This is a genomic window from Ignavibacteriales bacterium (genome assembly GCA_016214905.1).
In the GTDB taxonomy this organism is placed as follows: domain Bacteria; phylum Bacteroidota; class Ignavibacteria; order UBA10030; family SZUA-254; genus PNNN01.
Genome location: JACRMQ010000007.1, coordinates 1140234 through 1166328, shown reverse-complemented (window position 1 = coordinate 1166328; position 26095 = coordinate 1140234). Strand labels below are relative to the sequence as shown.

Sequence of the window (26095 nt, the reverse complement as noted above, 5' to 3'; positions counted from 1 at the left end):
GTAAACTCCTATTTTTGTTTTTTCTTAAACATAAAACCGTAGATTGCGAAATCGGGGCATTGTAAACCGCACATGTTGCATCCGTTGCATTTTTCCGGACTAACAAGAACAGGCGGGTGGTAACCTTTCGCGTTATATTGATCGGATAATTTCATAGCATCGGTGGGACAAAATTCCACGCAAAATCCGCATCCCTTGCATCGTTCAGCGTTGATCACTACCGATCCAAGTCCTTTTTTCTTCTGTTGTGTTTCTACCATCGTATTCCTTCAGGGATTAAATAAGATGAGGTGATAATTCGGATTATACTATCACATTGTACGCCAATAATTAATTTAGATAAAATACTCAGAAATTAGGTGAAAATCAAAAATCTGTTTCATTCATGAAAAGAATTGTGTGTTGTTTTATTAGAATTGAAAAGAAAAGAGAAAATCATACCAGGTCGATGTAATCTAATTATTAACGTCTCGCAACCATATCAACGATAATAACATCGAAAGGCCTGCAATCGTAATCATGGAAGTTGCTATAATGCTCAGGTAATTATCGAAGTAAAATGATCCCATCACAACGTACACGGTGAGCGGGACAATAATTATAACGATTGAATTTGTATATGCAATTGCACGCGCCCATTTTTGACCGACACGAATTCCTGCCGCCGAAAACATTGTGCTGATGCCAAACGGAATCAGCAGCATTCCAATCAGTATATGATTGAATAAAGTGATTGGAGAAATTTTTGAAATCGATTCTTCTGTCAATTGACCGGTTAGCCATTGACTAACTATCGGAGTTTCTAGCAAATGTACCAATGATAGTAAAATTAAAATAATACCGTTTATGAGTAAAATACGTGATAAGATATCATTGCGATTATTCATAGAGTCATTTATAAAAAAAACTAAGACATGTGCTGAATCAAATAGAAAAGGGCTGTCAGGAAATTCCTAACAGCCCATAGATTGATATGAATATAATTATTTGGTGGCTTGTGCTTTAGCCCATTTTGTAGTTACAGATTTCGGTCTGACAATCGGGTAACCCATCGCCCTTGAAATAATTGCCTGAGCTGACACTCCGAGTGCACGCGAAACGCTGAATAACACAGTGTAATAATCGAATTCAGTCATTCCATAATGGTACAACAACGCACCTGAACCTGCATCAACATTGGGCCAAGGATCTTTGATTTTCTGAACTTGTTTCAGAACATCCGGCACAACGTCAAATACATTGGATACGGTTTGGAATACCGGATCTGCCGAGCAATATTTCTTGCCGAAGGCAAGGAATGCATCGAATCGCGGATCGGTTATTCTCAATACTGCATGTCCGTATCCCGGCACAACTCTTCCGGCACTCAATGTTTCCTGGGCATAACTTCTCAATTGTTCCGGTGTAGGTTTACCGCCGAATTTTTTATTCGTTTCCAAAACCCAACCGAGACATTCCTGATTTGCAAGTCCGTGCAACGGTCCAGCAAGTCCGTTCAATCCGGCTGAAACTGCATAGTATAAATCAGAGAGAGCAGAAGCGACAGTTGCTGTAGTTGCGGCACTCACATTTCCGCTTTCATGATCGCTGTGCAGAGTGAGATAGAGCTGCATTAATTTTGTGAATTCGCCATTTGGATCAGCGAGACCGAGCATGTGAACATAATTCGCTGACCAATCGATACCTTTTTTCGGAGTAATGCGTTCACCTTTACCAAACCTCATGCGGTAAATTCCGGCAGCAACGTTTGGCAATTTTGCGATCAGATTTAATGCATCTTCCAACATCGGTTCCCAGTATACATCTTTCTTCATTCCTTCGTTGTACTTCTTCCGGAAGACAGATTCTTTTTCCATCACCAATATTGCGGTGTTAAACATCACCATCGGATGGGAATCTTTCGGCATAGCTTTTAAAACATCCCATACATACGCGGGAACATCTTGTCTTGCTTCCAAATCTGACTGAAGCGCTTTCAAAGCCGATTCATCGGGTAATTCGCCGGTGCACAATAAATAAAATATTTCCTCGGGTAATTTATCTCTCAACTCGCCTATCGGTTTTTCGCGAATGATTAATCCTTTATCGGGTGGGACTTCAGAAGTATCGCACACTAAACATTTTACACCGCGTTGTCCGCCGTATAATTGTTCGATGGTTACTTCAGAAATTACCTTTGCTCCATGTTCCTTCACGAGATTTTTTACTTCCTCGCGAAGTCCAGGGATTATTTGAGCCAATTTCTCTTTTAATGTAGCCATGTTAATCTCCTTTTATAATTGTGAGAAAAATAATTTTGCTTAAGAATTAATTTTAGTTTTTCTTAGTCAAAAATCGATCCGATGATGAGATAATTTCACTCACCTTGAAGAATTTTAGGAACGATAAACCTATACTCGCATAAAAAATTGAGGTGATAAAAATATAAGATAGTTTGAGTTGTTAAGCAAGCATTAATTAAATTTTTATAATATTAATATACAGGTAGTTTACCTTGAAAGTTTCCCATACTCTGCTGCTCTGAAAAATTATTAGGATACATCAATTTTGATGATATTTCAATATCTACCGATTTATTAGGATATGATTGTCTGATTTAATCAGAGTGGTAGTCATGAATTTGGGTAATAATTTTATCTGTAAGATGATGCAAACCTGGAAAGCGCACAGTCTCCTTATAACAGCGGGGTGATGATTTTTATGCAAAATATCGGGGCGTTAATTTTCACTCTCATTCACTTTATTATTCTTCGCTGATCGATTTTTTATCCAATCTGCGACCTTCTCCAAAAATCCGGTTACAAATTGTTTCTTCATAGAGCCATATTCACTGGGATTTCCTGTAATGGCTTCCTGAAATAAGTGGTTGGCTTTTGGCAGAGTGTTAATTGAATAATCTTTAGTCCCGGATTTTTTTAATGCAGATTCAAGCGGATCTTTATTCAAATCAGGTGGCACCTGCATATCAAGCTCACCGAATAACGCAAGTACAGGACAGTTAATTTTTCCCAAATACTTTGACGGATCAAAATCGATAAAATATTTAAACCACTCACTCTTTGCTCCGTTGATTTTAGCGTCGGTACTTGTTTTGATTAGCTTGTCCGGATCTGAAATAGATTTGAGCTCTTCAGGAGATAATTTCTTTAAACTTTCTTTAGCATCATTTGAAATCGCTGTTCTTAATTCGTCCCATCCTTTATTCTCTCTGACGACTTTATATACTTGCTTCTGTAATTCGAGCGCTTGATTAATATCAGAATCGGTTGCTCCGCCAGCGCGCGAGAGAAGTTCAATTTGTTTTAAAATAATTTTGTCTCCGCTAACTGAGGGAGCTGCCACCAAAACCATAAATGCGATATCCTTAGATCGAGATGCAACAAAAGGAGCAATAATACCGCCTTCGCTGTGACCCAGAAGTCCGATTTTCTTTTGATCTATTTCTTTGCGATTTAAAAGATATTTTAATTGCGATTCAACATCTTTCGCTAAATCCTCACCGGTTGCATTTTCCATACTGCCGGTTGAACCGCCGATTCCCCTATCATCGCATCTAAGCACTGCGATACCGATACGTGTAAGATAATCGGCAATTATTTTGAACGGTTTGAATCCGAATATTTCTTCGTCACGGTTTTGAGCGCCGCTTCCTGTTATCATAATAACTGCCGGATGAGGTCCTGCCGAGTTCGGCACTGATAAAGTTCCTGCGAGTGTAATTTTCCCGCTTTCTATTTTAACTTCTTCTTCTGCGTATGGAGGAGGAGGTTCAGGTGGTACGGCGGTGTTCGAAGAAATTCCTTTGTGTAAATAAAATGTTCCTTTCATTCCAGCTTGCGAGAAATCTCCGACGATGCTGTCGCTCATTATTTTACCGTCGAAAGATGCAAGCCCGGGACCTCCCTGCAAATCAAAATGTATCATCGGTATTTTCGTATCGATATTTATCAGCGGCAATCCAAACGCATTTTGGATAGGTATATCGATTGTTCCTTTTATTTCCTTGTCAATTTCTTTGAAATCGATTTTAATGCCAAGGTCAGATCCCATTATGATGATTGCGCCTTCCCAGTGACCGATGATTTGGGTTTGCGCGAAAATCTTTGAGCTGAAAGAAAATAATAGTAGAAAAATAAAAATTACTTTTGAGTTCAACATATTTATCCCTTCCAATTTTTCGGGGGTTTTATCTTTCATTCCTCATAAAATCTTGCATCCAGTACGGATAGATTCGCGGTGGTTTGCTGATTTCATCCAATCGTTTTACCTCTTCTTCTGTCATTTCCCAATCTGTGGTTTTCAGAAGATCTTTTAGTTGATCAGGAGTCCGCGCACCAATAACTAAAGATGAAACTGCCTGCTTTCGTAAAAGATAGTTCAACGCAGTTTGGGATATCGACGCATTATGAGAATTGGAAATTACTTCCAGCTCATCTATAATCCCGAATCCTTTTTCCTCATCAAATTGCAGAAAATTTCCATCAACGTTGCTGCGGCGGGCATTTCCCGGACGTTTTTGTCCACGCTTGTATTTCCCTGTCAGAAATCCGCCTGCCAGTGGACTCCATGGTAAAATTCCCAAATCCTGATCTAAGCATGCAGGAACAATTTCAAATTCCAATTCCCTGTTCATCAAAGAATAATATGATTGGATTGTTATAAATTTTGCGAGATTCAATTTTTCAGAAACAGCCATGGCTTTCATCAGCTGCCACCCTGTAAAATTTGAACAGCCAATGTACCTAACCTTACCCCACCGTACCAGATCGCTCAATGCCTGCATTGTTTCTTCGAGCGCAGTAACATGATCCCAATTGTGAACCTGATAAAGATCGATATAATCTGTTCCCAACCGTTTTAAACTTGCATCGCACCCATTTAGAATATGATGACGAGATAATCCAACACCATTTAGATCATCGCTCATTCTCCCTCTTACTTTCGTGGCGAGAATAATATCTTTTCTTCGGCTGCCGAGGGCTTTCCCAAGAAGTGTTTCAGAAATCCCCCACGAATAAATATCGGCCGTATCAAAAAAATTTATTCCTCCATCTAAAGCTATTCCAACAAGCTCATCGGCATCTTTTTGAGTCTGTTTACCTATACCGCTCCAGTAACCGCTTCCGCCGAAAGTCATTGTGCCGAAACATAATTCGGAAACTTTCAAGCCTGAATTACCAAGTGTTCGAACTTTCATACTATTCATCCTTCAGAATAATTTAGTACAAATCTCATCAACCATATCCTGGAGTTTTGAGTCGTACATCTCTCCGCCCTTTAAATTCACCTCATCGTCCCAAACAATGTCACCCGAATTTCCGTCAATCAAATAAAACATCATGGAATATTGAGATATTTTCCTAATCCCAACTTTATCGTCGGTTTGACTGGTTGGCGGCTGGTATTTGCCGAATTCTTTGGTTACACCTGCAGTGTATCCTCCAATAAAAATAACTCCGATCAATCCACCTCCCAATGATTTTGAAAGATAAGGTGCCGCCGGAATGCTTTTTACCGAATTATCACCTGCACGTTTATTTTCCATCAATGATGAATAAACCACGTTTAGAAGTTTACCACGTATTGTATCTTGCGTAAAAAGATTATGAAGAAAGAAAGGCGCCTTACCAATTTCCAGTTCAGTAATTTCGATATTCCTTACATCAATTCCGGGATAAACTCGATACGGGATATTCGGGTTCATCAGTATTCCAACAGAAGTATTCAGATATCTGTCGACTGAATATCCTTTTTCATTCATTCTTCCGGCAAACATTTGGAGGGCGAGCTTAGATATTCTTTTATTCTTCTCAATATTTATCACATCTGTATCTCCTATGACTCCCTCAACAATAACGACATCGGCAAGTAAGATTGTCTTTTGATTATTTGACTTCGATTTGATGAGGTCAGAAGAAGTATGCCTGTTCAAAGGTGAGCTTGCACACCCGTGTAACATCACTGCCAATAAAATTGATACGATGTATTTCATAAATTCATCAGAATAAAAATGCAAATCATTAATAATTATTTTTTCGATAATAACTGATCATATATCTTGAAAGTCTTTTGAGCGATCCGATCCCACAAATATTCATTTTTTATATGCGTTTGGAGATCAACAGATTTTTCTTCAGTGAGTGCGCGCAAAATTCCTTGACGTATGCTATCGATTGAAAGTGGATCAACATATTCAGCATGAGATCCGAAATATTCAGTTGTACCGCCATGTTTGGTAATCACAATTTTAGCCCCTGCGAGTCCTGCTTCAAGCGCGGCAATACCGGGAGTTTCAAATAATGACGGCAATACAAAACAACTGCATGCTGCATATGCAGAAGACAATAAATCTGAATCATTTGGTAATGAATCAATTATCAGAATACGAGAATTGGCTCTTGCCTCTTCCAGACAAATCCTTCCATAAGTATTATCTTCGATTCTGCCGATGATAACGGTCGGGACATCCAAATCCTTCACTGCCCTAATCAACCGGAGTACATTTTTACGTTCAGGACCGATATGACCGACATTTAAAATAAAATTATCTACACCGTACTTGTTCCGGAACAATTCACCGGTGCAATTTTGGAAACGCGGATCAACTCCATTCGGTATCAGCCGAATCTTCGAGGCAGGTACATTCAATCCAACTTTCAACAATGTGCTTTCGCTCTGAGTGTTCGGGAATACCATTTTCGCCCAGGTACAAATATCGGAAAGTATGCCATAATCCGACCAAAATCCTTGAAATAGCTTCCTCAAATATTTGTCACCAAATAAAGCAGCATTGATATATTTGCTTGAATGCAGTGAATAAAATATCGGACTGATTACCATCGGTATTCCCACCTTATGGATTTCACGGGCTAGATGATATGTACCAATATTCGCTCCAAATAAATGTATGAGATCGATTTTTAATCGATCCATTTCATTCCAAGTCTCAAAATAAGAGATTTGAACCCCGAGTTTTTTCAAACCATTCGCGGTTTGCAATATCTGAGTCCGGGGACCACCCTTCAACATCATCACACTTTGATATGATGCAAGACAGATATTCATTTGAAATATTTTCGATATGAAGAATTAAGCAAAGAGATCATGACATTGGCTTTAATAATGAAGAAATATAATCTTCTATCTTATTTAAACAAATTCGTGGATTGAATCTCCGTATCCGTTCAATATCATCGATAATATCATGGTCTGAAAATTTTTCAGTCTTTCGGATAGCATGAAGTTGTATAATTTTATTCATAGCTACCAACGATTCCGTTCCATCGGGGAAGAGAATCCGTATCCATACATCATCTTGAAATTGATCAGCATTAATTAGAACAGTTCCATCTACTATATCAGCTTTAAACTGAACAGAGTTTCTTCTTTTCCACCACCGTCCATAATCAATCAATTGTAAACGTGGAACACCAATTTGTTTTATCATATTGAAAATGGATCGCACAACCGGGGCATTATTGTCGCGGGGATGGTGATATAAAAATATCGGTTCATGATTGTTAAATTTTTTATTAACGATATTAATAAAATAATCGATCATCGATTTTTCGCTGAATCCTTGGCGTTTCAAGCTCCCGATGCAAATTGGATGAACCGGGATTTGCAACGTAAAACTTTCACCGTTGCCCACCGGATACGACGGAAGATTGTCATAATCATATGAAAATTCCGATGAATAAACAAAGTCACTTTCATTAATCGCTTTCGCTATTGATTTATCCCATCTGCCATACGGCGCCGCAAAACTTTGACAATTCATTCCGTTTACAAGGAACAATTCTTTTCCGCGATTCATATCGGCGATGATGTCGTCGAAGTCATCAAAAATTTTATGCTCATATGCGTGTAAACCTATCTCCTGATCTTCCATTCTGCGAAATATGGATAGATGAGATTCCTGACTTTTACCATCGACGAACCATGTAGCGGGTATATTATTTTCTTTTAAAACATCATATAATTTTTCCACATCGTTCAGAGATGATCCATCAGTATCGATACGCCAATTAAAAACAGATGGAAAATTTTTTGGGAGGTACCATTTATGGATGTATGGAATGTTCCGGCAGATATGAAGATATTCAAGCGCTCCGCTCGCTAAGCGAAATATTTCCCCTTTAGCTGTTAATGATACCCTTTCGTGTGGTAGTCTCTTTTCTACCGAATAGAATGATTTCCGGACCGACTTCCATCCGGTATGAACAGTTTCAGGATCGAACGGAAGAACAACAACATGTCCGCCGCCGTATTCCCCAACATACACGGATGCTTTTCCTGAATTCGTTTTAAATCTGTTTGCATTTTGTGGAATCAAACATTCAGCTTCAATATCGGCAAACCCGGATTTAAAAAATGGCGCGTCCTTCTCCCCTAATATATATTTCACATATCTCTTTGTGCAATTCTGGCCGGTCAATCGTGAAAATAATTTCGCCGAACAAATCAGACTGCCCCCCTGACTCAAATATGATCGAAGTCGCGTGATATCTTTTTCATGGAATTCATCGGTTACGATTAAGCAGCTAAATTCCTCGATAGAAATTTTATCTTCAGCGATTGAGAAAGGTACACCTACTTGTTCAAGGATCAATTTCCAACTGTAAGTCTTCAGACCTATAATACCAACATTTATCTTCATACAAATCGTGAGATCATTGTTCGAATTTCGACTGGCGTTATCGCTTTCGAGAGAAATAACATCGTGCCATAAATTATCGCTCCAATCAGAATCACCACGATGAGAGGTAGTACGGGAAGAATGTATACGACGGCACCCATTACGATCACGGATAATAATATTTTACCCAGACTGCCGTTTGATTCCACATTCAGATGCTTCTTCAACAGAGTCATCATCATCATTAATGTCGCGGTTTCTGCAACCACCATACCGCCAGCCGCACCCGGCACACCGAATATTAAAGTTCCTAAAATGATCGAAATGGAATAAAATATTGCACTAAGTATCATTACCTTGCTGTATATTTTTTCTTGCCCAATAGCTAACATACCTGATGAATATATTGTGTGCAGTACGGTAGCAAAGAAGAACCAGATAAGTATGCGAAACACATTTGACGAGGCGGCATAAGACCCACCGAAGACGGTGATAATGATCTCATCGGATAGGATAGTTCCCCCGACACAGATAGGAATCGATAACACAACGATCCACTTCTTTGCCTGAGCAAGAACGGAGGATAATATGTTCGGCGTCTCTGCAAGTATTCTTGATGACGCAGGTAAAAATATTGTCCCGATTATTCGATCTATCATTAACAGAAAGAAAACGAATTTTTGAGCGGCGCTGTAAATTCCGACGTCGTAGTTGGAGAGAAATAACCCTATAATAATCGTAGGTAGATTCATGGTGATCGCCGCGAGCATCGAGCCGATTCCCATCGGGAAGGAGGATTTGATAATTGAACCGGCATTTTCAAAATTAAACTTTGGGGGATATTCAGCGTAATCTTTACGAAAGATGAACCATATCAAACAAACAGATAAAGTATCGGATATGAGAGAACCGATAGCAACCCAAATAATATGCTCAGTTGAACGAACGAAGAATATTACGACACTAAAATAAACCACAGCCGCGATAAATCTTGCGGCACCGATAACTTCCATTCTTTCTTTACCCTGAAAAAACCAATCAAGCATTAGCGCGTAGGGAACAACCGCAATCGACATCACAGAAATAACCATTAGTGTTGACTTATCTGTTATAAAGATAAAAGAACAAATGAAAATGATCATCAAAACAATGGCACTGGCAATGGAACGCACGGAGAGAATGTCGCCGACAATACCGGTTGAATGACCGCGGGCGATAGCGCGCGCTCCGTAAGTGTTTAATCCAAATGAACTTGCCAGTAACCCATAGGTTAAAATCGTAAATCCGATATTGATAATTCCGAATTGATCGACCGAGATGTGGCGGGTCAGATATGCAATAGTCAAAAAGCCAATGAGGCGGCGCGCCATGTCACTTCCCGTAATTGCGATTACATTTTTCGAGAGACGTTTCATTTATTCTCCGTCTCAATAAAACGGATAATCTCATTGGCTCTTTTCGATTTTGGGAATAGAGAAACTATTCGCGCCCGCGCGCGAATTCCTTCCCCCGAGTCGGCGGATAAACCGGTGAGAATCGCAGCCGTCAATTTTTCTGGATCGGAAACAGGTATCAGAATACCCGTATCTCCAAGCGCCGTTGGATTTCCATTTACATTCGTCGCAATCGGGTAACAACCGCACAGCATAGCTTCGCACAAAGCGTTAGGTAATCCTTCATGCCGTGATGGCTGACAATATACTTTCGCCTTTTGGTAGAATGGAAGAAGATTTTCTCTCGGTACTTTCGGTATGAAACGAAAATTCTGCGGCAGATTTATCTTTGCTGAAATATTTTCATTCACACCTACAACAATAAATTGAATATTCGGTAAATGTTTCGCCGATTCGATCAAAGTATCGATACCTTTGCGGCGGAATGTAGTTTCATCGTCCACAGCGGCAACAGTCAACACGATTTTCTCTTTTTCACCGAGGGGTTTCCAAAAATCCGGATCATATCCTGTCGGCACAAATCTAATGTTCTCTCCGTTATATTCTGCTAAGGAAATTGCCGATTCTTTAAGAGAGGGATCGACGACTAATATGTAGGTCGCATTCCTGAAAACATATCGAACTAATTTAGCTTTCCAGGGATTGAGCCAAATTCCATATCCTAATTCCGAATCTTTTACCGCATCAACTCCTCCAACAACAACGATTGTTTTTATATCTATCATCTTACCGACAAAAACACCAACGAATGAATAAACCGATGCGAACCAACAAAACAGTACATCCGTCGTTAGAGTGTTGAAGACGATCTTTACCAGCGCCGGTAGTCCGTGCCCGATTCGTTTCTTGAGAATAAATTTATTTTCAATTGTCTTAACATCATCCTGAATGAAAGGAGCATCAAATGCCGATACGAGAAGTACTTTTATATACGATCTCAAAGACATACACGATCGCTAAGATATCCGCTTTTGCATTATCTCGATGGTTTGTTGCGCAACTACATCCCAATCGAAAGTCTTCGACCATGCGATCGCCCCTTCAGTGAGCTTTTTGCGCAACATTTCATCCTTTAAGAGCGAGAGCATTTTATATGAAAGTTCCTCGATATTCCCATATTCGTAAAGCAAACCTGTCTCATCATTTTTTATCGCATCGCGTAAGCCCGGAACGTTACTGCCGACGACCGGAGTTCCGCACGCATTCGCCTCAATCACGGTCAACCCCCATCCCTCTTTCGCAGATGTGTTAACCATAAATAACATTTCCTGAAGTAATCTGACTTTTTCTTCCTCGCTTACATATCCCGTAAAACGGACTGAGGAAGAAATTCCCAGAGCATTCGCGAGCGATTCTAACTGTAAGCGGTAATCTCCGTCTCCAACGATCACGAGAGAGGCATCGGGGAGTTCACGTTTAATCCGAACGAATGCCTGCAATAAATGATCCACAGATTTATATTTTTTCAAACGCCCGAAGTAACCAATAAGGTTTTTCGATTTCCGAACAACGCTAGGAAGATAGTGCACCTTATGATCGACACAATTAAAGGCGAAAGTTATATCATCCCTTCTATACCCATGTCTCAACATTTCTTGTTTGGTACTTTCAGATACGACCATCAAAGGAATTTTTTTCCATTTCGCAACCGCAACTCCGAGTTTTTCCATCAAATACACGTACAGCGCCACGGGAAAAGATGTTTCCCTGAAAATACTTTTATCGAACAGGTGGTGGATGATAAAGAATAATGGTTCACGGACGTAAAGCGGAGTGAAAAAAGGAATTTTGTTCATATCGTCGATTACCAGATCGAACCGTTCTTTTCTGAATCGTGTAAAGTAACGCCACGGAACGTACAGATTAAACAGATTCCTCCCTCCTTCTCGTATAATCTTAATTCCGTCTATCGTTTCCATCGAAGGTGCACCTTCGAACGATGAACAATAAAGTGTAACTTCATGTCCCATTTTAGCGACACGGGAAAATATTTGATGGAGATGGACTTCCGCGCCGCCCCCGAGCGGATTTTTTATATCCTGCCAATTGAAAATTAATATTTTCATATTTTTTGATTCACAGCAGGAAGAAGCGAACTGCTTCCTCTCTAATATTGAAAAGTATTTAAATTGCAGACGGGAAAAGATAATTCCCGTCTGCGAGCTATGTTAAGTGCAAAATGATTTACGACTATTGGGGCTTGGTGCTGTCGACAGTGCTCTGCCCTTTAACCATTTGTTCGTAAAATTGTATCCGTGATTTTAACTGTGGATCACCCGGATATTTTGCCGTAAGCTGATTCATTAAATCGAGCGCGGCGGAATAATTTTTTCGCCTGTCATATATATCTAATAGAACTTGATACGGCAGCGATGGATCCTGTGCATCAACACGATTTTTATTAATCATGTCGAGAGCGGCAACCTCGAGTATCTTGGAATATTTTTCAGCGTACGTAGTATCATTCAATTGATTGAACAGGTTCATCACATACGCGCTGATTCGCATCTCAAGATTCGGGACCACATCTATTGGAATGATCTTTTCCATTCTTTCCATGATTCGCTTCGCTTCATCACGATTATTTTTTTCGCGCATCGCAACCTCCGCCAGACGAATGAAGTTGAACCTGTAATTCATCACCATACGCTGTACATTCTCATCATAATATACCGATGGATCGTTTAATTCCCTGTATAAATAACCGGGTTGAGGAGTTTTTGCCGGAATAACATTATCAGCCATCAATTGATTTGCCATGATGTCGTAATCAATTCCCATTCCACCCTGTGGGACCTTGCGCGGTTTCAACTTATACGTCAAACCTTGCATCCAGAGATAATTATCAAGACCTATTTTCGAATCGGGAGAGCAAGTGACTGCAAAGTGAATCGGTCTTTCCCAACGGTTAGCACGGATAATTTCCCATGTTAATATATCCTGCACCCGGAGTATTCTAACATCCTGCTGATACGGGATACCGTTCATCGTGAAAGTGATCTTCCCTTCTTTCAACACACTGGAATCGGCGAGTTGAAGTTGAGGCATCCGCGGACGATCCACAGAATCGTAACGATTAATTATATCAGCTGAAACCGGCAATTCAAGTTGCTGCGGTTTCCATGCGCGCGGTGTAATCCTATCGATTTGACCGTCGCTTAAGGAGATTGGAACTTTCGGCGTACCATGAGGCATCTGATTTTTCAATTGCTTAATATACCAGGATGTATTCACCAAACTGAGGTTGACAATTCTGACGTCACGGCGCACTCCCTCGACATCTTGTAGATACCATAGCGGGAATGTGTCGTTATCTCCGTTCGTAAATAAAATGGAATTTGGTTCGCAACTCTGGAGTAAATTGTAAGAATAATCCCACGCAATGTAGTTTCTGCTCCTGTCATGCTCATGCCAATTCACACGCAAAAGGTTCAATGGAATTGCAACAAGAGATAGAGCTATAATACCCGATGCCGCTGTTGTAAATGTTTTTTGCTCTTTTACTTTTTTTCTGAGTAAATCAATCAACCCGACAATACCTAAAGCTATCCATATCGCCATTACATAATAAGCTCCAACGTAAAAATAATCACGTTCGCGGGGTTGGGGATCTTGCTGATTTTGATACCATGCAAGAACGACACCCATGATAATGAACATCGCTAAAAATACAAGAGCCATTTTCCAATCTTTTTTAAAGTGGAAATAGATCCCGAAAAGAGAAATGAACAACGGTATTCCCCACGTATCCTTCCAACCCACCCCCGCATCTTGCCAATCACCTTCAGCACCGACAAAATTCCATAATACGTACCTGGTGAACATATGGTTGGTTTGATAATTCCAGAAGAAGTCTCCGTCACTCTTGTAATTTTCGCGCGTAGGTCTGTGCATGTCTTCGGGAGACCAGCGGCGCGGGAAATATTTTTGGACGAAACCTTGAGTTTCATTATTCCAACTTTCTCCTTTCAGCATCGGAGTATCGCCATACTGTTCACGACCGAGGTAACTTGTAAGTCCGGCGAGATCATGCGGAGCATTCTCGTTCATTGGCAAATTGTCAACGTTCGCGCGCATGATAACAAGAATATAAGTTGTGTACCCAAGAACAATTAATAGAAATGAAAGCAGCGCAACCTGCATCATTTTTTGTTTTTTCTGCGAAGCCCGGAAAACACCGTATGCGGCTGCAATTATGGCAACCGGCGGAATGAACGGTAGTATGTCGCTACGGATACCTTTGAATTCCCCATCGAGCATAGATGGAAGGAATTGAACAACGCCCGGATAGATTACAAAGAAAATTATCAGCGAAATAATTCCGAATCTTATAAACGATTTTCTATTAAATTCGTATCGTTTGAAATAAACGATCATCAAAACAGGAAATATTGTAAGTACAGCTAATAGATGAACTCCTACTGATAAACCTACCAGATATGCAATCAATAAAATATATTTCTCATTATGAGGTTCATCAGATTTTTCAGACCATCTCAATGCAAGCCATATAATAGCTGTTGTAAAAAACATGCTTAATCCGTAAACTTCGGCTTCAATTGAGTTTGCCCAATAAGTTGTGCTGAATGCAAGAGCAAGAGCTGCGATGACCGAGGATCCGTATGTAATTATCCTATCCGATGTAGATAATATTGCGCCACGTAAATGTATAATGAGTTTAACACTCACAAGGTACGTGAATAAGATGCCAATAACGCTCGCAGTTGCCGACATAATGTGAACACGAGCAGCAATATCCGCAAACGTGGGTATTTGAGATGCTATTCGACCGAGTAGTATAAACAGTGGTGAACCAGGCGGATGTGGAACCTGCAGTAAAACAGCGGCTGCGATGAATTCACCAACATCCCAGAAGACTACAGTTCTCGAAAGAGTTAAAATATAAACCAATAAAGTTACAAAGAATACACACCCGGCAACGTAACGATTTAATTTAATTTCAAACATTTAAACCTCGGCGAATTTAAGAATAATTAAAAATATATGGCATTAATATAGAAGAAATATGATACAATCGCAAAAATACTACACAATTAAGAGTGAGTTGACAAAACGTTTGATAATTTCATCGCAAAACACGAATCCATCCCAGGTTAAGTTTACGGTTCCACCATTATATTCGATATAATTTTCGTTGATCATGCCTTTTATCAATTTTTGCGTAGAATCGATTTCAATTTCAAACTTATTTTGAAGATAAATCAGATCTAACGATCCCATCCTTAACCCGAACATTATCTCTTCAATCAAGTTTTGTTGTCGAGTTAAAAGTTCAGATTCTGCCATCGGGGCTTTACTTTCATTGAGACTGTCGATGTAATCATTGATATTTCGATGATTCCACCACCGAACATTGTTACGATATGAATGAGCTGATGGTCCCAAACCTAAATATGGTTTGTGCGTCCAGTAATTGCTGTTATGCTTCGATGCCATGTTCGGCAGAGAATAATTTGAAACTTCATAATGATGATATCCACTCTCTGCAAGGTACCGCATCGCATAACGAAACATCTTCCCGCAAATATCATCATCCGGAATAGTTACAGATCCCGATTGAACCATATTGAACAACGGGGTTTGACGTTCAACCGTAAGATTATAAGTGGAGATGTGTTCCGGCGTGAATTCAACAGCGCGTCGCAATATTCCTTTCCAATCATCCAAGGATTGAGTGGGTAAACCGTAAATAAGATCTATACCGATATTATCGAATCCCGATTTGCGCGCTTGCGAAATTGTTTCGGTTGCCTCGCCCTCGTTATGGATTCGTGACAAGAATTGTAAATCAACATCGCGGAACGATTGAACACCGATGCTGAGTCGATTAATACCCAGCGAGAGATATTCTTGAAAATAGTGAGGAAAAATAGTGCCCGGATTAATTTCAATTGTTACTTCCGGCTCTTCTGAAATTTTAAATCGATTGCGGATGATTTTTAGAATTGTATTTATTTTATCCGGAGAAAGTACCGACGGAGTTCCACCACCCAGATAGATTGTTTCGATCGTTTCATTTAGCCAGGCAGCATCCGATAATTCAATCTCTTTTATAAGAGCGGAAACGAAATTGCTCTGAAGAGAATGATCCTCAACCGAATAGAAATCACAGTAGATGCATTTCCGTTCACAAAATGGGATATGAATATAAATGCCAGCCAAATTTTAAATACATTTTAGGAAGATTGATTAGACGTACTCTATAACCTTGCTGACTTTGATAAACAAATTATGACACCAAGGTTATCACTTAACGAGAGTTCCAAGTCGACCCCAACGGATAGTTGGCAGCTTTTCAGAAAGATCGAAGAACGAGATATCGGGATTCCATGACCAATAAACTATAAGCGGAGTGCCAACAATCGATTCCATAGGAATGAACCCCCAAAAACGGCTATCAAGACTGTTATCACGGTTATCTCCCATTCCGAATACATAATCGCGCTGCACCTGATAACTATCGGTTTGCTTTCCGTCGATTAGAATTTGTCCATTACGGACTTCGATGGCGTGTCCCTCGCGTTTGATAAAAGTATTCCATTTCAAAAAATCATTCATCGTCAAATTAATGATATCTCCCTTTTTCGGAATTCGAATTGGTCCGTAATTATCCTCATTATATGGTGCGCCGACAGGGAAAATTCTCGGCTCGCTATAGTTCGGCGGTTTAATATAAGAAGTATTGTATTTCATATTGCGAGGAAATGGTAAACGCTGACCATTAACGTGAACAACCCGATCGATAATCTGGAGAGTATCACCGGGCATGGCAATACATCGTTTCAAATAGTAAGCAAATTCTGCCGGTTCAGTTTCTTCGCGGTATCCGGGAAACATGAAAACTATAACATCACCGCGTTCAACATTCCAGAAGGAAGGTAATTTGAATGCAGGTATTTTAATATTGGTGAATGGTATTGTACGCGGTGTTGTTCCGCCGAAGATGAATTTGTTGACGAGCAAAAAATCACCGGTCATAATTTCATTTTCCATAGATCCGGTAGGAACTTCGAAAGATGCGATTACAAAACTATTCAGCACAAGAAACGCACCGAAGACAATTGCAAATTCTTTTAAGCCGGCTTTTATTTTATCTTGCCAGCTTTGATGTGTTGCTTTATTTTCTTTGTCTGCTTTTATTTGTTTTGAACTCATATATTATAATACCGATTATTGTTGCAAATAATTTATTCTTCCATCGCAAGAACAGCTAAGAAAGCTTCCTGCGGTATTTCCACTCGACCTACCTGTTTCATACGTTTTTTTCCCTCTTTTTGTTTCTCGAGAAGTTTACGTTTTCGCGAAATATCTCCGCCATAGCATTTTGCCAAAACATTTTTTCTCATGGCAGAAATTGTGTCTCTCGCGATCACTTTGCTTCCAATAGCCGCCTGAATCACGACCTCAAACATTTGTCGTGGAATCAGTTTTCTCAATTTCGCGCAAAGCTTCTTACCCCACTCATACGCTTTGTCGCGATGGACAATAGACGATAACGCATCCACAGACTCGCCATTCAATAAAATATCAAGTTTCACCAGATCGGATTCACGGTTTTCAAGGAAATCATAATCTAAAGAGGCATATCCGCGCGATGTCGATTTTAGTTTATCGTAAAAATCGAAAATGATTTCAGACAACGGCAATTCATATCGCAAATCAGCACGTGTCGGATCTAAATAGGTCGTGTTCTTGTAGACTCCCCTTCGATCGGTGCAAAGTTTCATTATATTTCCGATATACTCGGTCGGAGTAATAATCTGCGCTCTGATAAAAGGTTCTTCAATGCGTTCAATATCTCCAATCGCGGGCATCAACGCAGGATTATCGACCAAAACAACATCGCCGTTTAATTTTAACACGCGATATTCAACGTTCGGGACCGTTGTAATCAGTTCCTGCTGATATTCCCTTTCAAGCCGCTCCTGCACAATTTCCATGTGCAACAATCCTAAAAATCCGGCGCGGAACCCAAAACCTAAAGCTACAGAAGATTCAGGTTCAAAAATCAATGATGCATCGTTCATCCGGAGTTTTTCAAGCGATTCTCTTAACTCGCCAAAGTTATCTGCGTTAACGGGGTACAAACCTGCAAACACCATCGGCTTGGCTTCTTTGTAACCGGGCAATGGACCTTCTGCCGGATTATCAGCATTGGTTATTGTATCTCCCACTTTGGTATCATGAACGTCTTTTGCTCCGGGTATTAAATATCCCACATCGCCGGCTTTTAATTCTTTAGTGCGGAGACGATTCATTTCTAAAATTCCGACCTCTTCCGCATCGAAATATTTATTGGTTGCGAAAAACTTCACTTTATCTTTTTCACGAAGAATACCATCTACCACACGGATATAAACAACCGAACCGCGATAACTGTCGAATATTGAATCAAATATTAATGCCTTCAAAGGTGCGTTAATATTTCCGGCCGGTGGCGGAACTTTCTTAACGATAGCTTCTAAAATTTCATCGACACCTATTTTCATCTTAGCGCTCGCCATAATTATCTCGTCTTCTTTACATCCGATAAGATCCATTATTTGGTGTTTGACTTGCTCGGTCATCGCTCCCGGTAAATCTATCTTGTTAATAACCGGAATTATTTCCAACCCTGCCTCGATGGCAAGATAGAGATTGCTGATAGTCTGAGCTTCAACACCCTGCGAAGCGTCGATTACAAGTATAGCGCCTTCACAAGCTTCCAGCGAACGCGATACCTCGTAAGAGAAATCGACATGACCCGGCGTATCGATCAAGTTCAGTGTATATTCATTCCGGTCGGCTGCGCGATACTTCATATGTATGGCGTGCAACTTGATCGTGATGCCGCGTTCCTGTTCCAATTCCATATCATCGAGCACTTGATTAAACTTCATTTCGCGCTCAGTAATTGTACCGGTGCGCTCAAGAAGTCGGTCGGCTATTGTCGACTTTCCGTGATCGATGTGGGCAATAATGCAAAAATTTCTGATATGTTCCATCATAAGGGGCAAATATGAACAATCCCGCAATATTGAAGCGGGATTAATTAGTGAAAATATACCAATAATTGTGCGTAGTTCCAAAATTTTGATAAAATAATTGACATTCTGATAAAAGTGCGGTATATTTTCAAAGTTAAGTATTTCACTTATTCTGAAGCTGCCCGGATTCTCTTATGAAAAAGATTTTATTTACCGTTGCGTTCATCGTACTGACCTTGATTGGCTGTGTTCGTTCACTTTATCCCTTGTTCATGGAAGAAGATTTGATATTCAATAATGAACTTCTCGGGACTTGGAGAGAAAAAGACGGAAAGAGTACATGGATATTTGAGAAATCGAACGACAAGAATTATACTCTAATCCATTTTGCGACAGAGCATAATGCACCCGATGACAAAGTTCCCGGTGATACCGTACGATTTATCGCTCAACTCGGAAAACTCGGCAAATATATCTTCCTTGATATTTTTCCCGGAAAACCGGACACAAAAGTTAAAAACGATTTCTATGATTTCCATCTGCTGCCTGTTCACACAATCTCACGCGTTTGGCTTACCAACGACACTTTAAAATTATCTATGCTCGATAATGACTGGCTTGCAAAGATGATCGACAAAAACGCTTACAGAATCAAACATGCACGGTTGAACGATCAGTTAATACTTACCGCATCAACTAAAGAGCTCCAGCAATTGGTAATCAAGTACGCCAATAACACAAAAGCATTCCCGAAACCGGGTGAACTGCATCGTGTGAAATAATCTTATTGTTTTTATCTAAACCCAATTTCCACTAATCAATTATAAAAATATTTTATCGTACGATTTTAAAATTCATTAAAGGAGACGTTATGAAACGCAGCATCATCATGACTAGCGTTGCACTAATATTCTTAATGCTATCTGCTTTTACCTTCCCCGATGAAGGGATGTGGATGCTTCAACAAATCAGCAAATTGCCGTTTACGGAAATGCAGAAACACGGTATGGAGCTTACACCGGAACAAGTGTACAGCACCACCAGCACAAGCCTCAAAGATGCAATTGTTTTACTCGGAGGTGGAACAAGTTCGTTCATCTCCGGCGACGGACTTTTACTCACAAATCATCACGTCGCCTACGGTGCAATCCAATCTGTCAGTTCGGTAGAAGAAGATCGATTGAAAGACGGTTTCCTCGCAGCATCAAAAGCGGATGAAATTCCGATTCCGTCGTACCAGGCACGAATCGTCCTTAACCAGAAAGATGTCACCGCGGATGTATTGAGCGCTGTCAGCGACACGATGGCACCGGACGCACGGAGTAAAGCAATCCGTACCAAGATGAATGAAATTGAGAAGAAAGAAAAAGGTGACAGCGAGAACGAGTGCCGCGTTTCGGAATTTTTCGGCGGCATGAAATATTTTCTTTTCACATTCGAAGTGTTCCGCGATGTACGTCTCGTCTATGCACCTCCGACATCCATCGGCAATTACGGCGGTGAGGTGGACAACTGGATGTGGCCCCGGCACACCGGTGACTTCTCTTTAATGCGCGCATACATAGGTCCGGACGGTAAACATTCGAAGTACGCAAAAGAAAATGTTCCGTGCAAACCGAAAGTATTCCTCCCAATTTCGACACAAGGATTCAAGGAAGATGATTTCGCCATGATCCTCGGTTTCCCGGGTACAACGTACCGTTATCGTACAACCCCGGAAATTAAATTGGCAAAAGAAGAATCGCTCCCGATGACAATCGATCTTTACAAGACGCGGATGGATATCATCGAGACGGCAGGTAAAAATGACCGTGCAACCGAGATTAAATACTCCAGTAAATGGCGCGGTCTGGCAAATCCTTATAAGAAATTTTTAGGAACACTCGAAGGGATGCGCCGTGCAGATCTCCTAACCCTCCGTAATGCAAATGAAGAAATATTCGCACAATTTCTCGCCACAAATCCCGACTTGCAGAAGAAGTACGGCTCCATCATTTCGGATATTAGATCGTTGTATGAAACATTAGCAACATTCAATAAAAAACAAATTATGCTCGGGCAGCTTCTCCAATGTTCTGATGTCTTATCCATCGCGAACAGATTCAGAACCTATTTGAAGCCGCCGGAAACCCCGACGCGCGAAGTGCGGACACCGGAACAAAATCTCAGCGACCTTAAAGACGCAATCAACAACACGTTTAAGAATTTAAATCTCACGTTGGATAAACAACTTCTTTCTTCGATGATTTTGAAAGCTGCCGAACTTCCGGAGAGTCAACAAATCGAAGCTATTCAAAAAATCGTCGGTAGTAAAACCGGAGAGAAACGGATAAAAGAGGTTCAGGAATTCGTCGATGATTTGTATGACGATACAAAACTTGCAAACAAAGAAGATTGCCTGAAAATGACTGAAAAATCCGAATCAAAAATACTCGACGATCCATTTGTGGAATTTGCCCTGGCAATCGATAAAAACAACTCGCAAATCCAGAAAAAAAACGCTGACTTCACTGCCAAGATAACAATCCTCCGAACAAAATTGTTGGAAGCGTATAGCTCTTGGAAAGGACCCGACATGTATCCCGACGCGAACCGGACAATCCGGATGACATACGGTGTTGTAAAGTCGTTTAAACCACGCGATGCAGTACATTACGATTATGTAACATCGCTCGGCGGTGTAATCGAAAAAGAAACCGGCGTCGATCCGTTTATAGTTTCGCCGAAGCTACGCCAACTTTGGGAAAAACGTGATTTCGGAAAATATGCCGATCCTCGTATAAACGATGTTCCGGTTGCATTCATCGCTGATCTCGACATTACAGGTGGAAACTCGGGTAGTCCGGTGATAAACGGAAAAGGTGAACTAATCGGCCTCGCATTCGACGGTAACTGGGAATCGGTTGTAGGAGATTATTATTTTCAGGATCAGATAAACCGGACGATTAGCGTGGATGCGCGTTATATACTTTTCATCATCGATAAATTTTCGAACGCGAAAAATATTATGGATGAGTTGTTGATTAAGTAAACAAAAAGATAGATATATTAAAAGCCGGCATACTATGACTACGCCGGCTTTTTTATTTGGACTCTTCACTTTCATCGTCGAAAAAGCTAATTTACTTATTAAATCCCGAAATCGAATAATGAGATTCTCCAAATCCGGCTAAGTGAATTGGTTTTCGATTATTAAGTTGTTTGGATAAATTGAGTAAAATTGTTGAAATCAGTTTAAAAACATCAATATTATTCAATTTTTTAATTTTTTTTTCTTGACTTTAGCTTACAGAATCGTTACAATACATTAAGCATTTTCTCTCAAGACCCACAAAGCAAAGGGCTATTGTCATTCACACTCTTCATCCACAGAATGAGGTTCTTATGAAATCACTCAAAACCATTTTTTTCCCTCTCACATTTGCAATTATTTTTTGTTTAATCAGTAATACTTTGTTATTCGCCGGCGATCAACAGGTTAAACAATCTCCACGCGAGCGCGCAATGAACGCCGCACAGCAAATGCGCGACTATCACAAAATTCTTGAAACGAAGCAACTGAAAAACAGCGATCGTTCCACGTCCTCCGTTAAAACCGAAGCATCTATCAGAATAAATCAATCGGTTAAAACAGGTTCCACAATTCACTTTTATGATAACATGGAAAGCGGTTTAAACGGATGGACTTCAGTTTCATACTCCGGCACCGATCTCTGGCATCAAACCGTAAGTAACGCTTCCTCTAAACCCACAAGCTGGTGGGATGGTATTGAACAGCAAGGAAATTATTTGAATGGAGAACGGATTAATAACGCGCTGATCTCTCCCCCAATTAATCTTGTTAGCGCAATAGCACCTGTCCAACTATTATTCACCGAAAGTTTTGTAACAGAACGCGGCTGGGATTATTGCATGGTCGATGTTAGTGTTGATGGCGGTGCAAGCTGGACGCATCTGCGCGGTGGCTACGGAACCGCGCCATCCGGCAATACTGAAGGTTGGATGATTTCAAACCTCGATCTATCTGCCTATGCAGGGTCAGTAATAAATTTAAGATTTTATTTTGATACAGGTGATAATCTTTACAATGAATTCCCCGGATGGTATGTTGATGATGTTATCATCTTCGACCAGAGCGGTATGATAACCGGAAAGAAATATTTCGACGAAAATCAGAATGGACTTAAAGAGTATAACGAGCATGGCCTGAAAGAATGGTTAATCACTGCCACCAGCAGTCAGATATCATTAACAACCCGCACTAATTACTGGGGAAAATATTGGCTGCCCGTTCCGCTTGGAACTTATACGGTAACAGAACAAAATCAAGCCGGATGGACACAGACAGGTCCCCCCGGTGGACAGTGGGTTATCGACCTTGCAACCCCCGATACGCTTGTTGACAGTATCCGATTCGGGAACTGGACAGAGGCAAGTTCGATAAGCGGTATGATGTATCACGATATAGATCAAAACGGTTCGTTCGACGGAGCAGATACTGTATTACCCTTCTGGAAAATTATTTTAACAGATACGCTTGGCAATCAAGTAGATTACGACAGAACAGATTCGTTGGGTCAATATAAACTGTACATTCTCCAACCCGGCAAATACTTTGTTAAAGAAATAGAGAAGCAAGGTTGGGTACAAAAATTGCCGAGTTCAGAATATTACACAGTGGATATCCCCGATTTGAATACACATCTGGTGAACCTCGACTTCAGCAATTACTGGTCACCTACAACCAACGGTATAATGGGGTTGAAATTCGCCGATAGAAATCGTAATCATGCATGGGATCAGGGTGAAGAAAATTTATCAGGCGTTTTAATAAAATTGTTCCGCAAAGGAAACGGCACTAACTATAACCTTCACAAACAAAGAATAACCGACAGCAGCGGTTACTATCAATTTTTAAGTCTCGAAGCTGATACTTATAAAGTAGTCGAGCTACCACCCGAGGGATGGTGGCAATCTTATCCACTATCGGAATACGTTATCGATTTAACTCCAGCCGGAGTATTCGATACGATCGATTTCGGTAATTACGAAATAGATTACAGCTCTCTGGGCGGAATGAAATTCAACGACCTCGATGGTAACGGTGCCAAGGATCAGGGTGAAAACGGTTTAGGCAGTTGGACAATTATGCTTAGCGGGACAAGCGCCTACGGTAAAACTGTTTCGCGCGAAGCTCTTACTGATCAGGATGGTAATTACATCTTCACAACTCTCTGGCCCGGCAATTACAGAGTGAGCGAAGTCTTTAAACCAAACTGGCGGCAAACACATCCGGCAAACCTGAAACCGCACTTTGTAAATTTAGACCCGGAATTCAACATGACGGGAATTGATTTCGGTAATACGCTTGATAGCAGTTTCAGTCTCGCTTTCAGAACATTTTTACCCGAAAGCTTGGCAAATGCTATCGACTTAAAAGGTAAGCCAAAACCAATTACTCAGAAACCTATTGGCGTTTCTTTTCAGTATGAAATTTGGTGGGCCGGTTGGGATCTACTGGAGGATGTAAAGGATGACACAGTCAATCTTCGCTTAAAATTTTCTATGCCAACTTCGGGTAAAATAGACGGTAGAAGATGCGAAAACGGGCTAATCGGTGACTACCCGAATATTGCTACTTGGGAAAACATGCAAGAAGTTTTACTGCGCATCCCCGCAGGCCAATATCGCGAAAATTTATGTGGTCCTGAACCTACAACTCTTACTATCACAGGAATAGGAAAAGTCGGTAAACCGGTCACGATGAAGTACATCTGGATCGAATATAATGGTGTTAGAAGCAAAGGAATTCTTCCGGGTGCTCCTTTAACACCAACCTATGATATTATTGTCCGGATGGATCTTCTTTTACCAATGCCTAATGCAATCAACTTATTATCAGCAGGCGCGGGTACTGGTTTGAAAGTTGGACTTGGCGGAGCACACTCAGTCTTACATCCAACATATAAAGATGTTCTGAAATCTCTGAAAGATAAACACGGAATGCACACCGGCGATCCGGGTTGCCTTGGCGCTTGGAGCGGTATAAAACCGAAACCGATTAAGAAACAGCAAAAATATTTACCCCCAACAAAACACAATAACAAACTGTTCGCTGAAGGAATTGCCCTGCAAGCCAACATAAACGGAAGTGATTACGGTATCCTTCCGGGAGGTTTCGGTAATTTAATATTTGACGAAGGCGGCACAAATCCTTTGAACGGATTAAAGATCAGCCAGATTGCAGCACGGTTAGATAGTATGATGTCGTTATACCACGACACTAATCATGTTTGCACTTATCCCGGCACTACAACGTTCATGGAAATGTTCAACACCGTAAGAAAGATTGATTCAGCTTTCTCCGGACCGATCGATACGTTCCAATTCGCGGGTGGTTTACGCTTCAAACCGGTAAAGCCGCTCAGCGAAGTGCCGTACCTGCATCTCGATAGCTCGTTCATCGAGATGGGATCGTTCGTGTTCAAACCGATACCCGAGGCAATACCGGAACGATTCGAACTTTCACAAAATTATCCGAATCCGTTCAATCCATCTACAATGATAGAATTCTACTTACCATACGAGAGCTTTGTAACATTGAAAATCTACAATTCAATCGGACAAGAAGTAGCAACGTTATTGGATAGACAGGATATGGATTTCGGCAGTCAGGAAATTGAACTATCTGCAACAGCAGCAAACCTCGCCTCGGGTGTTTACTACTATCGCATCGTCGCAGAAACAATAGGCGATGATGAAACTCAAGGTGGAGAGAAATATGTCAGCACTAAGAAGATGATACTTATAAAATAGTATCACCAACAGTTCCAACAAAAAGGGTGAGTCAATCGATTCACCCTTTTTTATTTCATAACAGATATTGATTTTACATTTGTTTCAGCATTTGATGGAATTCTTCGTGTTTCCAACCCCGATTTTTTCTTCCTCCAACTTTTAATACTCAGCGAACTATATTGGGGCTGACCAAAGAATACAGTCCTTAAGCAAAATCG

At 40.6% G+C, this 26095-nt stretch carries 18 protein-coding genes; 3 read left to right on the top strand and 15 right to left on the bottom strand.

Annotated elements, in window-relative coordinates; all coding sequences use genetic code 11:
- Positions 1-8: 8 nt before the first annotated feature.
- The 15 genes from HZB59_12030 to lepA all read right to left on the bottom strand — a co-directional run bounded on the left by HZB59_12030 (position 9) and on the right by lepA (position 19097).
- Positions 9-260 (bottom strand): 4Fe-4S binding protein, encoded by a 252-nt coding sequence (locus tag HZB59_12030; protein MBI5022155.1) that lies wholly within the window; start codon positions 258-260, stop codon positions 9-11.
- 195 nt (positions 261-455) lie between these two features.
- Positions 456-887, bottom strand: a complete 432-nt coding sequence (locus HZB59_12025; protein ID MBI5022154.1) for a hypothetical protein — start codon at positions 885-887, stop codon at positions 456-458.
- A gap of 96 nt (positions 888-983) precedes the next feature.
- Entirely contained in the window at positions 984-2261 is a 1278-nt protein-coding gene (locus HZB59_12020) for a citrate (Si)-synthase (protein ID MBI5022153.1), read from the bottom strand.
- 457 nt (positions 2262-2718) lie between these two features.
- Positions 2719-4158 carry an alpha/beta fold hydrolase gene (locus HZB59_12015; GenBank protein MBI5022152.1) on the bottom strand — a complete coding sequence of 480 codons (1440 nt, stop codon included), beginning with the start codon at positions 4156-4158 and terminating at the stop codon, positions 2719-2721.
- 28 nt (positions 4159-4186) lie between these two features.
- Complete coding sequence (locus HZB59_12010; GenBank protein MBI5022151.1) at positions 4187-5197, bottom strand: aldo/keto reductase; 1011 nt, start codon at positions 5195-5197, stop codon at positions 4187-4189.
- 12 nt (positions 5198-5209) lie between these two features.
- Entirely contained in the window at positions 5210-5992 is a 783-nt protein-coding gene (locus tag HZB59_12005; protein ID MBI5022150.1) for a hypothetical protein, read from the bottom strand.
- A gap of 35 nt (positions 5993-6027) precedes the next feature.
- Positions 6028-7065, bottom strand: a complete 1038-nt coding sequence (locus HZB59_12000) for a glycosyltransferase (GenBank protein MBI5022149.1) — start codon at positions 7063-7065, stop codon at positions 6028-6030.
- Positions 7066-7102: 37 nt separating this feature from the next.
- On the bottom strand, positions 7103-8659 hold the full coding sequence (locus HZB59_11995) for a polysaccharide deacetylase family protein (GenBank protein ID MBI5022148.1): 1557 nt from the start codon (positions 8657-8659) through the stop codon (positions 7103-7105).
- Positions 8656-10053, bottom strand: a complete 1398-nt coding sequence (locus HZB59_11990; GenBank protein ID MBI5022147.1) for a flippase — start codon at positions 10051-10053, stop codon at positions 8656-8658. The genes HZB59_11995 and HZB59_11990 overlap by 4 nt, the downstream gene beginning before the upstream one ends.
- Entirely contained in the window at positions 10050-11039 is a 990-nt protein-coding gene (locus HZB59_11985; GenBank protein MBI5022146.1) for a glycosyltransferase family 4 protein, read from the bottom strand. The genes HZB59_11990 and HZB59_11985 overlap by 4 nt, the downstream gene beginning before the upstream one ends.
- A gap of 9 nt (positions 11040-11048) precedes the next feature.
- Complete coding sequence (locus HZB59_11980; GenBank protein MBI5022145.1) at positions 11049-12158, bottom strand: glycosyltransferase family 4 protein; 1110 nt, start codon at positions 12156-12158, stop codon at positions 11049-11051.
- A gap of 124 nt (positions 12159-12282) precedes the next feature.
- Positions 12283-15060, bottom strand: coding sequence for a DUF2723 domain-containing protein (locus HZB59_11975; GenBank protein MBI5022144.1), 2778 nt, complete (start codon positions 15058-15060; stop codon positions 12283-12285).
- 78 nt (positions 15061-15138) lie between these two features.
- Positions 15139-16275, bottom strand: coding sequence for a radical SAM family heme chaperone HemW (gene hemW, locus HZB59_11970; protein ID MBI5022143.1), 1137 nt, complete (start codon positions 16273-16275; stop codon positions 15139-15141).
- Positions 16276-16359: 84 nt separating this feature from the next.
- Positions 16360-17268, bottom strand: coding sequence for a signal peptidase I (gene lepB, locus HZB59_11965; GenBank protein ID MBI5022142.1), 909 nt, complete (start codon positions 17266-17268; stop codon positions 16360-16362).
- A gap of 32 nt (positions 17269-17300) precedes the next feature.
- Positions 17301-19097, bottom strand: coding sequence for an elongation factor 4 (gene lepA, locus HZB59_11960; GenBank protein MBI5022141.1), 1797 nt, complete (start codon positions 19095-19097; stop codon positions 17301-17303).
- Positions 19098-19273: 176 nt separating this feature from the next.
- On the opposite strand from lepA, the gene HZB59_11955 reads away from it, so the two are divergent.
- The 3 genes from HZB59_11955 to HZB59_11945 all read left to right on the top strand — a co-directional run bounded on the left by HZB59_11955 (position 19274) and on the right by HZB59_11945 (position 25895).
- Positions 19274-19861 carry a hypothetical protein gene (locus tag HZB59_11955; GenBank protein ID MBI5022140.1) on the top strand — a complete coding sequence of 196 codons (588 nt, stop codon included), beginning with the start codon at positions 19274-19276 and terminating at the stop codon, positions 19859-19861.
- A gap of 89 nt (positions 19862-19950) precedes the next feature.
- A complete protein-coding gene (locus tag HZB59_11950) occupies positions 19951-22110 on the top strand; it encodes a S46 family peptidase (GenBank protein MBI5022139.1) in 2160 nt (719 codons plus the stop codon).
- 353 nt (positions 22111-22463) lie between these two features.
- Entirely contained in the window at positions 22464-25895 is a 3432-nt protein-coding gene (locus HZB59_11945; GenBank protein ID MBI5022138.1) for an immune inhibitor A, read from the top strand.
- The last annotated feature ends 200 nt before the right edge of the window (positions 25896-26095 follow it).

Excerpts from the sequence above, each read along its gene's own strand:
- HZB59_12015 (MBI5022152.1), bottom strand. The coding sequence starts at position 4,158 with ATGTTGAACTCAAAAGTAATTTTTATTTTTCTACTATTATTTTCTTTC.
- HZB59_11990 (MBI5022147.1), bottom strand. The coding sequence starts at position 10,053 with ATGAAACGTCTCTCGAAAAATGTAATCGCAATTACGGGAAGTGACATG.
- HZB59_11955 (MBI5022140.1), top strand. The coding sequence starts at position 19,274 with ATGAAAAAGATTTTATTTACCGTTGCGTTCATCGTACTGACCTTGATT.
- HZB59_11980 (MBI5022145.1), bottom strand. The coding sequence starts at position 12,158 with ATGAAAATATTAATTTTCAATTGGCAGGATATAAAAAATCCGCTCGGG.
- HZB59_11950 (MBI5022139.1), top strand. The coding sequence starts at position 19,951 with ATGAAACGCAGCATCATCATGACTAGCGTTGCACTAATATTCTTAATG.
- HZB59_12030 (MBI5022155.1), bottom strand. The coding sequence starts at position 260 with ATGGTAGAAACACAACAGAAGAAAAAAGGACTTGGATCGGTAGTGATC.
- lepA (MBI5022141.1), bottom strand. The coding sequence starts at position 19,097 with ATGGAACATATCAGAAATTTTTGCATTATTGCCCACATCGATCACGGA.
- HZB59_11975 (MBI5022144.1), bottom strand. The coding sequence starts at position 15,060 with ATGTTTGAAATTAAATTAAATCGTTACGTTGCCGGGTGTGTATTCTTT.
- HZB59_12000 (MBI5022149.1), bottom strand. The coding sequence starts at position 7,065 with ATGAATATCTGTCTTGCATCATATCAAAGTGTGATGATGTTGAAGGGT.
- HZB59_12020 (MBI5022153.1), bottom strand. The coding sequence starts at position 2,261 with ATGGCTACATTAAAAGAGAAATTGGCTCAAATAATCCCTGGACTTCGC.
- HZB59_12025 (MBI5022154.1), bottom strand. The coding sequence starts at position 887 with ATGAATAATCGCAATGATATCTTATCACGTATTTTACTCATAAACGGT.
- HZB59_11995 (MBI5022148.1), bottom strand. The coding sequence starts at position 8,659 with ATGAAGATAAATGTTGGTATTATAGGTCTGAAGACTTACAGTTGGAAA.
- lepB (MBI5022142.1), bottom strand. The coding sequence starts at position 17,268 with ATGAGTTCAAAACAAATAAAAGCAGACAAAGAAAATAAAGCAACACAT.
- HZB59_12010 (MBI5022151.1), bottom strand. The coding sequence starts at position 5,197 with ATGAAAGTTCGAACACTTGGTAATTCAGGCTTGAAAGTTTCCGAATTA.
- HZB59_12005 (MBI5022150.1), bottom strand. The coding sequence starts at position 5,992 with ATGAAATACATCGTATCAATTTTATTGGCAGTGATGTTACACGGGTGT.
- HZB59_11985 (MBI5022146.1), bottom strand. The coding sequence starts at position 11,039 with ATGTCTTTGAGATCGTATATAAAAGTACTTCTCGTATCGGCATTTGAT.
- HZB59_11945 (MBI5022138.1), top strand. The coding sequence starts at position 22,464 with ATGAAATCACTCAAAACCATTTTTTTCCCTCTCACATTTGCAATTATT.